Origin of the sequence: Acinetobacter sp. LUNF3, assembly GCF_022699605.1 — a bacterium.
Taxonomy (GTDB): Bacteria; Pseudomonadota; Gammaproteobacteria; order Pseudomonadales; family Moraxellaceae; genus Acinetobacter; species Acinetobacter johnsonii.
The window spans coordinates 2,326,802-2,342,159 of record NZ_CP093968.1; the positions used below are offsets into that span (position 1 = coordinate 2,326,802).

Genomic DNA, 15,358 nt, shown 5'->3' on the forward strand with positions numbered 1-15,358 from the left:
AAATTATTAGTTCAAAATACTGAACTAAAAACTGAAATATAGCCGTAAATTATAACATAAACACTCTAATTTTTGTGTCACGTCACCACAGTTAATCTCGTTAATTTTCTTTAATTTAGGGGTTATTTTTTACACATGTATAGGATGGACATTTACAGCTCCATCACATTCCCTGTTAACGTTTCATAAGATGCAAAAAAGCCCTCATTTTTGAGAGCTTTAAGCCATGTCTTGCCTATCTTTAGACTTACTGATCGATCTCTTGCTTATCGCGCCGCATAATATGAAATGCCACCATAAACAAGCCCAATATTAAAGGAAACTCATATAGCTCCTCCATAAGGTCTTTATATGCAATCTGATGTAAGAAAATTCCACCATAAATGCGACTGTGTTCAATGCCGTCAGAAATAATCAAACCCAACACCGTGAGCAGCATTGCCCAAGCAGGTATCGTAATGTTCTTCATTTTTGTCGCAATTTCATGGCGCAATGGTTTAACCAACAACATAAATACGACTGAACCAATCAAAACTACCGAGATGCCACGAAAATATACTTTTGGGACTTCAGGGAAATAGTCTCTACCCCAACTGGTGCTACGTCCAAACAAAAGCAACCACCACAACACAGCCCAGATCCAAAAATACTTTTTACCCTCAGGAAGACGCATCGGTTGCATGTAAAAATAGCTAAATGCAGCAAATATGAATAAAAGTAACGCTTAAATATTTTCCACACCACGTACAACAGCACCACCTAAAAGTGGAAACTGCAGATCAGCTAAAAATGGAAAAATTAGACACAGAACAGAAACGATCAGAACAGACCAAGATACACGCGTATCAATCAGCAAGATTACAACCCCCAACTTAACAAAAAATGTTTTGTGTAAGTTAAGCTTAAAAATGGATGGCAAATAGTATCATAAATCTGAATATTCAGATGCACACTCATCTTAAGAAATGCTTAAATTTTCATTATTATTTGCAAAATACAAGGACTTAAAATAACAAAATAAATATCGAGTAATTTTGATTTTTTATAATATTGAGATTGATTTACGCACATAAAAAAACGCTCCTGCACATGACAGCTAAGCATTGCTTAAACTGCTTGCACAAAAGCGTTTTTTGAAACGTTGTCAGGAATTAGATTTTAGATACTAACTCTGGAACAACGGTATTCAAATCACCTACTAACCAGTAATCCGCTACTGCATTGATCGGTGCTTCTTCGTCTTTGTTGATCGCAACGATCACTTTAGAGTCTTTCATACCCGCCAAGTGCTGGATCGCACCAGAGATACCTACAGCGATATACAGATCAGGTGCAACAATTTTACCTGTTTGACCGACTTGCATGTCGTTTGGAACAAAACCTGCGTCAACCGCAGCACGTGATGCACCTTGAGCAGCGCCCAATTTGTCAGCCAATGGATCAAGAACAGTATGGTAGTTCTCACCTGAACCTACACCACGACCACCTGAAACCACAATACGCGCAGCAGTTAATTCTGGGCGTTCAGATTTTACGATCTCTTCAGCAACAAACTTAGAGATACCCGCATCTTTTGCTTCGCTTACAGCTTCAACCGCAGCAGAACCACCTTCAGCAGCGACAGGGTCAAATGCTGTACCACGTACAGTACCAACAATGATTGCTTCATCAGACTGAACTGTTGCAATCGCGTTACCTGCATAGATTGGACGCTTGAACGTATTTGCAGATTCAACAGCAATGATGTCTGTAATCATGCTGACATCAAGAAGTGCAGCCACACGTGGAAGAATATTCTTACCCGTTGTAGTTGATGCAGCCAATACGTGTTTGAAACCACCTTTAGCAATATCTGCAACCAAAGCTGCAACGTTTTCAGCCAATTGGTTTGCGTAGACTGCGTTGTCAGCAAGTAATACTTTGCTTACACCCGCAACTTTTGCAGCAGCATCAGCAACAGCTTGAGCGCCAGAACCAGCAACTAATACAGTGATATCACCACCGATTTTTTGAGCTGCAGCAACAACGTTTAAAGTTGCACCGTTTAGTGCTTTGTTGTCGTGCTCAGCGATAACTAAAATACTCATGATTTTATCCTTCTGTATTAGATCACTTTCGCTTCATTTTTTAGTTTTTCTACAAGTTCGTCTACAGACTTCACTTGTACGCCTGCTTTACGTTCAGCAGGCGCTTCAACTTTAACTGTTTTAAGTTTAGTTGTCGTAGAAACACCAAAATCAGCAGGAGACTTCGTATCCAGCGGTTTTTTACGCGCTTTCATGATGTTTGGAAGAGCAGCATAACGTGGCTCGTTCAAACGTAAGTCAGTGGTGATGATCGCTGGAAGTGCAAGTTCAACAGTTTGTAAACCACCGTCGATTTCACGAGTTACTTGTACTTTGTCGCCATCAACTTTAACTTCAGAAGCAAAAGTACCTTGACCTGCACCTAGAAGCGCACCAAGCATTTGGCCAACTTGGTTAGAGTCATCATCAATTGCTTGCTTACCAAGAAGAATCAACTGAGGTTGTTCAGCGTCAACAACGCCTTTCAACACTTTCGCAATTTCTAAAGCACCCAGTTGGCTGTCATCAGCTTCAACTAAAATACCGCGGTCAGCACCAAGCGCCATTGCAGAACGGATTTGCTCTTGCGCTTCTTTAGGACCAATAGAAACAACGATGATTTCTGAAACAGTTCCTTTTTCTTTTAAGCGAACCGCTTCTTCCACTGCAATTTCACAGAATGGGTTAATTGACATTTTAACGTTGGTTAAGTCAACACCACTGTTGTCCGGCTTAACGCGAACTTTAACGTTGGCATCAACCACACGTTTTACAGCAACAAGAGCCTTCATGTAATCCTCGGCTGTTTTAGCAAATGTAAATGTTGAGAAAAGTTAGTTTAACTCTTCACTTAAATTTTTTTAGGTGCCCTATCTTGCAATGTGTACGGCATTTCGGTCAAGTCACAATTCACCAAAGAGCTGTAAAAATGCGTAAATTTAGCTGAACGACGCGTTCATACTTTTTTGTACGCACTATATTTGCACAAAATCGCACTCAGATTAAGTTATGATTTTTATTATATTTTTATCTGATTTACATTATTCAAAGATTTGATTTCTTTTCTCTAATATTCACCATCAAATAGATGATTGACTGCCTGTTTACATCTTTATCAGGCTTCACAAATCTGTCATTTAAGATAGATCACACATCCTTAGATTCAAATATTCAATATTCCAGACATACGATGACACAATATTGCTGCTTTATTAGGCAATCTAAAAAACTTCCTCAAAAAAAAAAGCATGCCATTCGGACATGCTTCTCTGAGTTTAATTGGCAATCAGCCATGTCGCGGCCAAAGCCAACAGACCACCTGAAGTGCCATCAATCCATTTTTGCTTACGTTCATCTATTGAGGACTTCTGTGTCAATTTTGCAAAAACTAGACTCAAACTACAGTAGACCACAAAAATCATCGCGATAAAGAGTAAAGACAAAATCAAACCTTGACTGACAGTGTTGGCTGATTTATCGATAAATTGTGGCAAGATTGCAAAATAAATAAGCATACCTTTGGGATTTAACAGTGCGGTAAAAAAGCCTTTTTTGATTGGGTTATTTTCCGTTTTTCGGTCTAGTTGCAATTTTTTAGAACTAAAAACCGACTTTAATAAACCAAAGGCCAAATACAACAAATAGGCAATGCCCAACCAACGGATGGTTTCAAACAAAAGCGGGAAAGACACAATAATGGCAGCAATACCCAAAGCCACTAAAATTGAATGTAGTAAATAGCCTGTACATACGCCGACAGTCGCCATCATGCCTGCTTTTGCATCTTTGCCCATAACTTGAGACAGAATAAATAACATATCTGGCCCAGGTGTAAAAATCAGCGGCAGCACGGTCAGTGCAAAGAGTACATATACAGACATTTCCTTTCCCCTTTCATCTATTAGAAAGTGAAAATTAGTATGTGCGAAATAATACAAAATTGGCTTTCAATTTATTCTATAATAAAACGTATTTTTCAAATTATATTCTAAGATATGAAACAATCACCAAAGTCTGTGCGCATAAAACTTGACCGTATTGATAAAAATATCATTCGCCACTTACAAGACAATGGCCGCATTCAAAATAATGACTTAGCACGAGAAATCGGTCTATCACCGTCTTCGTGCCTAAGACGCGTCAAACTATTAGAAGAAGCAGGCGTCATTCAAAATTATACCACAGTGGTCGATCCACAAAAAATTGGCCTTCAACTGATTCTGTTCTCGCGTATTTGGCTGGTCGGTCAAGATGCCGAAACCATCGACACCTTTATTGAAGCCATGAAAGAACTTCCACAAGTCATGGAATGCTACATTATTTTAGGGGAATGCGATGCAATGCTGAAAGTTGTAGTACCTGATTTAGAAAGCTATCGTGAATTCCAATCCACACATTTGACCAAAAAAAATGGCATTACCAGTGTCAAAACAGACTTGCCAAGTCAAATCATTAAACAAAGTTTCCAACTCCCGCTTAATGAAATCTAATGTCAGCGCATTTAAATTTTGCGATAGAAACAGCGCGTTTACGTCTAAGAGCTTGGCGCGCAGATGACTTTCCTGCATTTGTGCAGTTAAATGCCGATGCTCAAGTGATGCGTTATTTTCCTCATCCACTCACGCAAACAGAAAGCGATGCCCTTGCGCAAATATTTCAGCAATTCATCAATCAAAATGGTTGGGGCTTTTGGGCAGTCGAACTGAAGCATAGTCAGAAGTTCATTGGATTTACAGGCTTACATGCTCAACCGGAGTGCTTTGATTTTTCACCCTGTGTCGAAATTGGTTGGCGATTGGACTCGAAGTTTTGGCATCAGGGTTATGCCACAGAAGCTGCACAGGCTTGTCTATATTTTGCTTTTTCTGTTTTAAAACTGGATGAAGTTGTTGGTTTTACCGCAGTTCAAAATAGGGCTTCTGAAGCGGTAGTGAAACGTCTCGGCATGCAACATCGTGGCTATTTTAATCATCCTAAACTCGACCAAAATAGCCCACTGCTTCGACATACACTCTATGCTATTAAGCCAACTGACTTTCTAAAAAATCACGATGAATATGACTTAAATCAATCAATTCATATTGTCCAAGATTAAAAATTTTCCAGACTTCAAGAAAGTCATCTTTCAAATCAATGCTATTTGAGGGCTGTGCAGTCGCTTGCCACTGTAAATCGGAAATCCATAAATAGTATTGCCCAGTCTCTGCATTAAAAGCCTGAACTTTACCTGCTGCATTGACGCCTTGAACAAATGCATTTTCAGGCAGTACAGGTTCAATATTGGCTAAACTAATTTCAACAAAGTGTTTGACCTGACGCAAACCATAGCCCGCAAAAATTTCTTTTTGCGCGGAGTTGAGTTGATCATACTTTACTTGTATATCTGAAATCATATACTGACCTATTTTCACATTTGTCATCTTCAATATAAGCTTAAATCTACCGTTTCATTAAACTGGAATATTCAGCCCATCCTCTTTTAAGTTTATACTCTATTTTTTGCCGATTTATTATTCTACAAAAGTTCATAATCACACTTTTTCTAACAAAAGTGAGCGATCATTGCTACTTATTGATCAAGTTGATTAAAGCAAGAATAATGCCGAATCTCACAGACCGCCCTAGTGCGTACATGCGTACAATAGTTATCTACGGATGTGTTTACGCCGTTTGTTCTGACCTTTGGCATTTAACCTAAAGCACAGCGCTATAGTGCATGCATTATGTGACACTATTTTTAAAGTATGTATGAACTAAGTTTTCACCTTTTGCTGTGCTCTTGGATGTGTCTGATCATACACTTGAGCCAGCCTGTCAAAATCGACATGGGTATAAATTTGGGTGGTACTTAAGTTACTGTGACCTAACATTTCCTGCACTGCGCGCAAATCACCACTGTTTGACAGCATGTGACTAGCAAAACAATGACGGAGTAAGTGCGGATGCAGATCGATATTTACTCCTGCGCGCTGTGCCTGAAACTTGACCCGATTTTCAATCTGGCGCATCCCCAAAGGATTGCCCTTTTGAGTAATAAAAACTTGTGCATCTGGCACAAAATCACCATTCCACAGCGGATAAATGCTCAGCCATTTCATTACCGCATCTTTGGCTTTTGAACCAAAAGGTACAACCCGAGTTTTATTCCCCTTACCTGTAATACGCAGTAACTGTCGGTTAAAGTCGATGTCTTTAATTCTTAAGCCCTGCACTTCCGCTAAGCGTAATCCACTGGCATAAAGCAGCTCAAGCAAAGCTTTGTCTCGATACCACATTTGCTGTTCGACTTCTTTCTCAGGCAAGGCCTGATCCAAAATTTGATTGATGGTTTCAATATCCACTAGACCTGGTAAAGGGCGAGGTTTACGTTTAAGTTGAAAGTCATCAGCAGGATTAAAAGCCAAGTGTTGCCCCTGCTCAGCCCATTTCATAAACTGACGAATAGAAGACAACATCCGCTGTAAACTACTAGAGCTCAACTGTTGATATTCAACTTTTTGTGCAATAAATTCGCGTAAATCAGTGGCTTCAACATCGCCCAACTCAAGCTTTTTCTGTTCGCAAAATAGCAAAAAATCAGACACATCTCGTTCATAGGCCTGCAAAGTATGAACAGACTGATTTTGTATTTCTCGTTGTTTTAACCACATCGCGAGCAGTTGCATCGGCTCAAAAGTCACAAGTCAGCCTCTATAGTTCTATTCGGTGAAAAATTAATTGGCTTTTACATAGTAGCACTGTCTCAGCTCTTTATATGCCTATGTTCATTTTTCATAAAAAAAGCACTGATGAATCAGTGCTTCTTGTGTGACGCTAAACTTAGTTTTGATAGTAACTCAGATCGATACGTCCTTCGTAGACATTTGAGGTTGGGCCCGTCATCCAAACCACATCACCTTCACGCCATTCGATATGCAACTTACCACCTGCTAGCTCAATCTCAACAGACGAATCGAGTAAACCGCGGCGCATACCTGAAATCGCAGCCGCACAAGCTCCTGTTCCACAGGCCAAGGTTTCGCCTACTCCACGTTCAAACACTCGTAAGCGCGCATGCTTTTCATCAATGATTTGCATAAACCCTGCATTCACACGCTGCGGAAAACGCTCATGCGATTCAACCTGAGGCCCTAGACGTGCAACATCAGCTGTAATCACGTCAGGAACGATAGTAACTGCATGAGGGTTACCCATATTCACCACATCAATGGTCAATTGCTCATTGTTCGCCAAAGCAATGTCATACAAAGCTTCTGGTGCATCCGCAATAAATGGAATTTCCTGTGGCAAGAACTTTGGATAGCCCATATTCACGCGTACCCAGCCATTTTGACCAAGTTCGGGTTCTACAATTCCAGCCTTGGTTTGTACTTTAATCTTGGTCTTTGTAGTGAGCTGGCGCTCATGTACAAAGCGTGCAAAGCAGCGCACGCCATTACCACATTGTTCAACTTCAGAACCATCGGCATTGAAAATTCGGTATTTGAAATCGACATTAGGTAAATCGGGTGGCTCGACTATCAACAACTGATCAAAACCGATGCCGAAATGACGATCCGCCAAGCGTTGAATCGTGACAGTATCAAGGAATGCTCTTTGGCTGATTAAATCAACCACCATAAAGTCATTGCCTAGACCATGCATTTTGGTAAATTCTAATAACATCTTGAATTATCCTTCAGGCAATAAACGTTCTTTGTCCCAAAGCGACTCAATGGTTTCACGCTCACGAATCAAATGTGCGTTTTCACCATCCACCATCACTTCAGCGGCACGACCGCGACTGTTGTAATTTGAACTCATAACAAAACCATAAGCGCCAGCACCTAATACCGCCAGTACGTCATTTTCTTTGAGTGCAAGCACACGCTCTTTACCTAAGAAATCACCTGTTTCACAAATCGCACCAACCACATCCCACTCTTTTGCCTCGACATCTGAGCGCGGTGTAACGGGCTGAATATCCATCCATGCTTCATACAGTGCAGGACGAATCAAGTCGTTCATAGCTGCATCAATAATCGCAAAGTTACGGTGAATAGTCGGTTTGAGTAAATCTACTTTGGTCAGGAGTACTCCTGCATTTGCCGAAATACTGCGTCCCGGTTCCATATACACTTTCAAGCCCAGTTTTTCTAAAGCGGGCTTCATTGCATTGGCATATTCAAAAACGGTAGGCGGCACTTCATCTTTATAGGTCACGCCTAAACCACCACCAATGTCGATGTGTTTCAGCTGAATACCCATGGTTTTAAGCTGATCGATCATCACAATCACACGATCTAGCGCATCCACAAAAGGCTGTGTTTCAGTCAGTTGGGAACCAATATGGCAGTCAATCCCAATAATGTCTAAATTCGGCAGCGTTGCAGCATATTGATAGGTTTCAAAAACTGTATCTGACGGAATCCCAAATTTATTTTCTTTCAAACCTGTTGAAATATAAGGATGCGTTTTCGCATCTACATCTGGATTGACGCGCAATGAAATCGGCGCTTTTTTACCGAGCTTCGCTGCAACTTTTTGAATACGATCCAGTTCTGCATGAGACTCTACATTGAAGCATGCAATATCCACTTCTAATGCTTTTTGAACATCAACCTCAGTTTTACCTAAACCCGAAAAGACAATTTTAGAAGCATCGCCACCCGCTTTTAGTACACGAGCCAGTTCTCCACCGGTCACAATATCAAAACCCGCACCGAGCTTCGCAAGGACATTCAATACCGCAATGTTTGAGTTCGACTTGACCGCAAAGCAAATTTGATGATCGATAAAGTCAAAAGCACGATCCATCTCTGTAAAGTGTTTTTCAAAAGTCGCTTTTGAATAAACATACAGTGGTGTACCAAATTGCTGCGCAAGCTGTTGCAGCGAGCATTGCTCAGCGTGCAAAACCCCATGATTGCGGGTAAAACTCATGAATGTATCCTTTCTATGAAGCGTTTAAGGTATTAAGGCTGATTGGTTTCAACTGAAGGTGCAGCAAACTCTTGCTTAACGGGCGCTGTATCTTCCTTTTGTACAGACGGCTTAGATGCTGCGTCTTTATAAAGCAAATATTTCGCTCGCTTGTCGTAGTTTGGATCATTTGGCATATGTAATGTACCAGACTGACCACAACCGACGAATGCAGTACTCATCACCAAGACACTGATGCAGCAAATGACAGAACGCATCTGATCACCTATTTGATATTTTGAAGAAGTATAACCTGATCAACATACATGACCAAACCACTAAGCGCTAAAGATTATAGTGAGTTAAAAAAAAACGCCAGTTAAAGACTGGCGTTTTTCTCAATCGCATCGATTATTTATGTTTCGGTTTGTAGAAACCAAAATAACCAATAATCAAAATGATGAACCAAATCGGACTCACCATTAAAGCTTTCATGGTATCGGCTTCTAGTGATAACACATAGATCACACCAATAAAGAAAACAATCACAAACCAACAGGTAAACAGACCACCCGGTAGCTTAAAGGTCGATTTTACATGTAACTCTGGACGTGTTTTGTAATACACAATGTAGCTCCAGATAATCATAATCCAGACACAGATAAACAAAATCGTCGACAGTGTAGTTGCCAAAGTAAAGGCTTCAACGGTATTTGGTACAAAGTACTGTAGTGCAGCACCTAACAGTAAACAAATGGCTGAAAAGTACAATGCATTTGCAGGAACAGCACGCTTGTTTAAATGCCCAAATGCTTTTGGCCCTTGATCTTCACGAGACAAACCAAACAACATACGCGACGTTGAAAACACACCACTGTTCATTGATGACATCACAGAAGATAACACCACCAAATTCATGATGATTGCTGCAGCTGCAATACCCGCTTGACTGAATAAGTTCACAAAAGGAGAAACCGCTGGATCGATTACGTTCCATGGTGTTACTGACATCACAATCACTAAAGACAGCACATAGAAAACAATGATACGAATTGGAATCGAGTTCACCGCTTTAGGCAAATTTTTCTCTGGGTCTTTGGTTTCAGCAGCCGTGGTACCGACCAGCTCTACACCCACAAAGGCAAAGATCGCAATTTGGAAACCAGCAAGGAAGCCTGTCACGCCTGTTGGGAACATTCCGCCATGTGACCAAAGATGACTAAATGATGCAATTTCACCCGTGGTTGAAGTGAACCCTGTAAAGATCATCCATAAACCAACGGCAATCAACACCACAATGGCAATAATCTTAATTAGTGCAAACCAGAACTCTAGCTCACCAAACAGTTTCACCGTGACCAAGTTCAAGCCCATGATGAACACAATGGCCGCAACACTGATCATCACCCCTTCCCCAGGTGTGAACGGCATCCCTCCATTAAAAAACTGAAGGTAATAAATAATGGCTGATAAGTCCGCGATACCAATCGTGATCCAACATAACCAATAGGTCCAACCAACGAAATAGCCCGCCCACGGTCCGATCAAATCGGTAGAGAAATCGATAAACGATTTGTACTTCAAGTTAGAAAGCAGTAATTCGCCAAGCGCGCGCATGACCAAAAACACCATAAAACCAATAATCATGTAAATGATTAAAATCGATGGCCCAGCGAGACTAATCGTCTTCCCCGACCCCATAAATAAACCTGTACCAATCGCACCGCCAATCGCAATGAGTTGTAAATGTCGGTTGGATAAACTCCGTTTTAAATCACCCTGTTCAGAGGTCGATTCTGTATTTTCTAAACTCATTCTTGATGTCATCTTTTATTTCCAGTCGCCAAAATTACCCGAAAAGAACAAAAAAATAAAAATAAAATTGTATTAATCTATATTTTCAACATCTTTTGAAAAGTTAATTAATTTTTCTTATATTTAATACGACAAAGGACACGTAAAAGTTCCTGTTGAAAAAATCAGCAAAACACTTGTCAAAAATAAATTTCCGTGTAACAAATACAACAAGACTAAAAATCAATAAAAAATCGTGCAGGAAGCATGACTGTGGCATATCAATTGCTTAATAAAACTCAAAATTTTTCTAGAAATTACAAGTTTTAAAATATAGAGGACTAAAAGAAAAATGAATACACAAAGTTTACAAACTTTTATGGAAACTATCAGTGGTTTGGTCTGGGGACCCTATATGTTGGTCCTCATTGTCGGAACAGGGATATTCCTCACATTACGCTTGTTCTTCTGGCAAATCCGCATGTTGCCTCTGGCCTTTAAACAAGTCTTTGGCAAACATGACCAAGCACATTCTCATACAGGAGATATCTCGCACTTTGCATCCCTCATGACGGCACTCTCTGCCACCATTGGTACGGGTAATATCGCCGGTGTTGCAACCGCTTGTGTCCTTGGTGGCCCAGGTGCGGTATTTTGGATGTGGATGACAGCCCTGTTCGGTATGGCAACCAAATATGGTGAAGGTGTACTGGCAGTTAAATACCGAATCAAAAATGAAAAAGGTGAAATGTCTGGCGGTCCAATGTACTACATTGAACGCGGCCTAAAATGGAAATGGTTAGCACTGATTTTTGCACTATTTGGCACCTTAGCGTCTTTTGGGATTGGCAGTTCAGTGCAATCCAACACAGTTGCTCTCGCTGTTGAAAACAGTACGGGAGTTGCAACATGGATCACAGGTATCGTCATTACTGTATTCTCCGCTTTAGTTATTTTAGGCGGGATTAAATCTATTTCTAAAGCAGCTTCTTTCATCGTTCCGATTATGGCAATTGGATATGTCCTCGGTGGCCTCATTATTATCTTCAACCATCTTGAACTCGTCATGCCTGCACTTGAACTGATCTTCCGTGATGCCTTTACGGGTGAAGCTGTAGCAGGTGGTGCAATCGGTGCCGTCATTCGTTACGGTGTTGCTCGTGGCGTCTTCTCAAATGAAGCAGGGATGGGTTCAGCACCCATTGCTGCCGCTGCTGCAAAAACCGACCACCCTGCACGTCAAGGCTTAGTCTCAATGACAGGTACGTTTATCGATACCATTATCGTCTGTAGTATTACAGGGATCGTTTTGGTTATGGGCTTTATTATGGCGGGCAATAGTTTTGGTGGCGAAACAGGCGCGGTATTAACTACCCATACTTTTAACCAATTACTGCCGGGTGTCGGAGGCTGGATCGTGACTTTTGGTATTGTTTTCTTCGCTTACTCCACCATTTTAGGTTGGTGCTATTACGGCGAAAAATGCTGTACTTATTTACTCGGTGAAAAGTATGTTCTGTTGTACCGTCTCATTTACATCGCATCAGTCTTTATTGGTTGCGTGGCATCTCTTGATTTAGTCTGGCTATTTGCCGACACCTTTAATGGTTTAATGGCAGTTCCAAACTTAATTGCCTTGTTATTGCTGTCGACCGTGATTGTGAAAGAGTCGCGTGATTTTGTCGAAAAACGTAAATCAGGTGAGTTGTACTAAGGCTATTTTCAAAGCAAATTTATAAAATCTTCAATCGCTAAGCCACCTTCGGGTGGCTTTTTGATTCAGAGCATTCATTTCAAATCCAATCCTCTGTATGCTGTTGAACCATCGAATACTCCAAATAGTGCATCAAATAAGGTATGGCAAAAGCAAAAAGTGTTTACCGCTGTGAACAATGTGGCGCTGACCATTCAAAATGGGCGGGCCAATGTTCTGAATGTGGAGAATGGAATAGTCTAGTTGAAGTCAATATTGCACCTGCAGTCACACATCGTGCGCAGCCCAAAATGGGTGGCGGCTATGCAGGTCAAGCTGCTGCTATTAGCACCTTAAATCAAATTTCAGTTTCACATGAGACTCGACTGGCTACAGGAATTGGTGAGTTTGATCGTGTGCTTGGGGGTGGTCTCGTCACGGGTTCCGTGGTGCTGATTGGCGGTGATCCGGGCATCGGGAAATCGACCATTTTATTGCAAACGGCAACGCATATGGCCGCGGCCAACAGTGCGGCATTGTATGTCACAGGTGAAGAATCACTCTCTCAAGTGGCTTTGCGTGCAAATCGTCTTGATCTACCCACAGATAAACTCAAAGTCATGGCTGAAACCTGTGTCGAGCGGATATGTGAAATGCTTGCCCATGAGCGTCCCGCCGTGGCAATTTTAGATTCCATTCAAACCCTGTATACCGAAACACTCCAGTCAGCGCCGGGCGGCGTTTCTCAAATTCGCGAATCTGCTGCTTTACTAACTCGTTTTGCTAAAAATAGTGGCACAGCCTTGTTCATCGTCGGACACGTCACCAAGGAAGGTGCACTGGCTGGTCCACGTGTGCTTGAACATATGGTGGACTGTGTTCTGTACTTTGAAGGTCAGTCCGACTCACGTTATCGGATGATTCGAGCTGTTAAAAACCGTTTTGGTGCAGTCAATGAACTCGGGGTTTTTGGCATGACCGATAAAGGCTTAAGAGAAGTAGCGAATCCTTCAGCCATTTTCTTAAGCCGTTATGATGAAGCCATTGCAGGCTCAATCGTGATGATCAGCCGTGAAGGCACACGTCCTCTGTTGGTTGAGGTTCAAGCTTTGGTTGATGATGCACATGGTCAACCGCGCCGAGTCGCCTTAGGTTTAGAACAAAACCGTTTAAATATGCTCTTGGCGGTGATGCATCGCCATGGTGGCGTGCAAACATCTGGACAAGATGTCTACGTCAACGTTGTCGGTGGTTTAAAAATCACGGAAACAGGCTCTGACTTGGCTGTCTTATTGGCCTGTGCATCGAGTCTGCGAGGTAAAGCGCTGCCACAACAATTGGCTGTTTTTGGTGAAGTAGGACTCTCCGGGGAAATTCGCCCAGTCCCTAATGGGCAGGAACGCTTAAAAGAAGCCATTAAACATGGTTTTAAGTACATTATTCTACCGCGAGGTAACGCACCGCAAAAAGACATTGCTGGGGTTAAGGTCATCGCTGTGGCTCGCTTACATGAGGCACTCACTGAAGCCATGAGCTTAAGCGATGAACTCAACTAAGCTAAATTCCATCCATTTTAATTTCTCATAAAATAAACACGTTTTTTATTGAAATTTAGGATGAAAGGCTGCATAAAGGTAGAGTTAAAATTTATTTTTTATAGAGTAGGAAAATTTGATGGAAGTTCGACAGCGTGGTTTGATTGCTGGTTTTTTAACAGCGGCTCTTTTAGTTGCACCCTTAGCTGCAGAAGCTAAACGTGCAGGTGGTGGTAAAAGCCACGGCATGAGCCGTCAAGCTGCACCAACTCAGTCTTATCAACAACCTCGTCAAGCAACTCCAGCTCAACAACCGACCGCGCCCGCTACAGCTCCAGCTAAATCTGGTCCAGGCGTCGGTGGTATGGTTGCGGCGGGTGTAGCGGGTGCTGCAATTGGTGCTGTAGCTGCAAATGCATTGGCAGATGATAACTCTGCTTCTCAAGCGCAAGCACAGGAAGAAAAAGGTGGTATTCCGAGCTGGATTTGGATTCTTCTTGCCGCTGCTGTTGCCTTCTTCATTTTCCGTAAAATGGGCGCAAAAAAAAAAGTAGCAGCTAATCCATACGCGCCAAACAATGGTTCAACTCAAGCACCGTTTGGCCAACAATCTGCACCACGTACATCAAATGACAACAGCAATATTTTTGGTCAGTCTGTAGGTGGTTCAGCTGCTGCACCACAAAACAATGCACCTTTTGGTGCTGCCTATACCAATAGTGGTAGTCAGCTGCCAGACGGTACAGAACCTGCGGCTTTCTTACGTATTGCTCGTCAACGTTTCAATCATATTCAGTCGATGAACACGGCAAGTAACATTTCTGAAATTCAGCGTTACTTAACACCTGATCTTTACCAGTCTATGTATCAAGACATTATGGCGAATCAAGATCAAGATGTAGCTGAGTTTTCAAACCTTAATGCGATGGTTGCGGACTCTGCGACAGAAAATGGCCAATACGTGGTTAGCGTACGTTTTACTGGTACAGTAAGTGAAGATCTCAACAGCTTACCGCAACCTTTTGCTGAAGTTTGGCACTTTGTAAAACCAGCTGGTTCTACCCAAGACTGGCTCGTTGCGGGTATCCAACAAGAAGCATAATTTCTAGATATATAAAAACAGCGACTTCGGTTGCTGTTTTTTTTGTGCCTTAATAAATCCTCCGATCGATTCAACCGAGTCATCAGCGCCTCGCTTAAACAAAAACACCATTCAAAACGATAACAGCAATGGTTTTTTAAAAGTTAAGCTCAACATTTCCTAGAAGTAAAACTTATCATCTATGTTAAATAACAAGCGTAATGAAAGGCTGTACAATGCATCCTCAGTCATACACCTTCTTTTAGCTTCGACCTATACCTCCACACAA

The 15,358-nt window shown here is 41.7% G+C and carries 14 protein-coding genes and 1 pseudogene; 5 read left to right on the forward strand and 10 right to left on the reverse strand.

All coding sequences use genetic code 11. From position 1 onward, the window contains the following. Nucleotides 1-247 precede the first annotated feature (247 nt). The 4 genes and pseudogenes from MN200_RS11325 to MN200_RS11340 all read right to left on the reverse strand — a co-directional run bounded on the left by MN200_RS11325 (nucleotide 248) and on the right by MN200_RS11340 (nucleotide 3,946). A pseudogene (locus MN200_RS11325) lies at nucleotides 248-856 on the reverse strand (hypothetical protein). A 295-nt stretch (nucleotides 857-1,151) separates the two neighbouring features. Further along, nucleotides 1,152-2,087, reverse strand: a complete 936-nt coding sequence (locus MN200_RS11330) for an FAD-binding protein (protein ID WP_004982561.1) — start codon at nucleotides 2,085-2,087, stop codon at nucleotides 1,152-1,154. Between the two features lie 17 nt (nucleotides 2,088-2,104). Then, on the reverse strand, nucleotides 2,105-2,857 hold the full coding sequence (locus MN200_RS11335) for an electron transfer flavoprotein subunit beta/FixA family protein (protein WP_005400499.1): 753 nt from the start codon (nucleotides 2,855-2,857) through the stop codon (nucleotides 2,105-2,107). Between the two features lie 483 nt (nucleotides 2,858-3,340). Continuing rightward, complete coding sequence (locus MN200_RS11340; RefSeq protein WP_058870017.1) at nucleotides 3,341-3,946, reverse strand: LysE family translocator; 606 nt, start codon at nucleotides 3,944-3,946, stop codon at nucleotides 3,341-3,343. A 114-nt stretch (nucleotides 3,947-4,060) separates the two neighbouring features. On the opposite strand from MN200_RS11340, the gene MN200_RS11345 reads away from it, so the two are divergent. Next, complete coding sequence (locus tag MN200_RS11345; protein WP_058870018.1) at nucleotides 4,061-4,555, forward strand: Lrp/AsnC family transcriptional regulator; 495 nt, start codon at nucleotides 4,061-4,063, stop codon at nucleotides 4,553-4,555. Then, nucleotides 4,555-5,160, forward strand: a complete 606-nt coding sequence (locus tag MN200_RS11350) for a GNAT family N-acetyltransferase (RefSeq protein WP_058870019.1) — start codon at nucleotides 4,555-4,557, stop codon at nucleotides 5,158-5,160. The genes MN200_RS11345 and MN200_RS11350 overlap by 1 nt, the downstream gene beginning before the upstream one ends. Here MN200_RS11350 and MN200_RS11355 read toward each other — a convergent pair. The 6 genes from MN200_RS11355 to MN200_RS11380 all read right to left on the reverse strand — a co-directional run bounded on the left by MN200_RS11355 (nucleotide 5,087) and on the right by MN200_RS11380 (nucleotide 10,781). Beyond that, complete coding sequence (locus MN200_RS11355) at nucleotides 5,087-5,485, reverse strand: hypothetical protein (protein ID WP_058870020.1); 399 nt, start codon at nucleotides 5,483-5,485, stop codon at nucleotides 5,087-5,089. The genes MN200_RS11350 and MN200_RS11355 overlap by 74 nt on opposite strands. A gap of 333 nt (nucleotides 5,486-5,818) precedes the next feature. Continuing rightward, complete coding sequence (locus MN200_RS11360; RefSeq protein WP_058870070.1) at nucleotides 5,819-6,730, reverse strand: tyrosine recombinase XerC; 912 nt, start codon at nucleotides 6,728-6,730, stop codon at nucleotides 5,819-5,821. 154 nt (nucleotides 6,731-6,884) lie between these two features. Then, entirely contained in the window at nucleotides 6,885-7,730 is an 846-nt protein-coding gene (gene dapF / locus MN200_RS11365) for a diaminopimelate epimerase (RefSeq protein WP_004695783.1), read from the reverse strand. A 6-nt stretch (nucleotides 7,731-7,736) separates the two neighbouring features. Then, nucleotides 7,737-8,987 (reverse strand): diaminopimelate decarboxylase, encoded by a 1,251-nt coding sequence (gene lysA, locus MN200_RS11370; RefSeq protein ID WP_242759405.1) that lies wholly within the window; start codon nucleotides 8,985-8,987, stop codon nucleotides 7,737-7,739. A gap of 32 nt (nucleotides 8,988-9,019) precedes the next feature. After that, nucleotides 9,020-9,244 carry a hypothetical protein gene (locus tag MN200_RS11375; RefSeq protein WP_010327230.1) on the reverse strand — a complete coding sequence of 75 codons (225 nt, stop codon included), beginning with the start codon at nucleotides 9,242-9,244 and terminating at the stop codon, nucleotides 9,020-9,022. Between the two features lie 133 nt (nucleotides 9,245-9,377). Then, nucleotides 9,378-10,781, reverse strand: coding sequence for an amino acid permease (locus MN200_RS11380; protein WP_242759406.1), 1,404 nt, complete (start codon nucleotides 10,779-10,781; stop codon nucleotides 9,378-9,380). Between the two features lie 331 nt (nucleotides 10,782-11,112). Here MN200_RS11380 and MN200_RS11385 point away from each other — a divergent pair, with 331 nt between their 5' ends. The 3 genes from MN200_RS11385 (at nucleotide 11,113) to MN200_RS11395 (ending at nucleotide 15,090) form a co-directional block, all read left to right on the forward strand. After that, a complete protein-coding gene (locus MN200_RS11385) occupies nucleotides 11,113-12,474 on the forward strand; it encodes a sodium:alanine symporter family protein (protein ID WP_183172985.1) in 1,362 nt (453 codons plus the stop codon). A gap of 143 nt (nucleotides 12,475-12,617) precedes the next feature. After that, nucleotides 12,618-14,009 (forward strand): DNA repair protein RadA, encoded by a 1,392-nt coding sequence (radA, locus tag MN200_RS11390; RefSeq protein ID WP_004695771.1) that lies wholly within the window; start codon nucleotides 12,618-12,620, stop codon nucleotides 14,007-14,009. A gap of 118 nt (nucleotides 14,010-14,127) precedes the next feature. Further along, nucleotides 14,128-15,090 (forward strand): TIM44-like domain-containing protein, encoded by a 963-nt coding sequence (locus tag MN200_RS11395; RefSeq protein WP_242759407.1) that lies wholly within the window; start codon nucleotides 14,128-14,130, stop codon nucleotides 15,088-15,090. Nucleotides 15,091-15,358 lie beyond the last annotated feature (268 nt).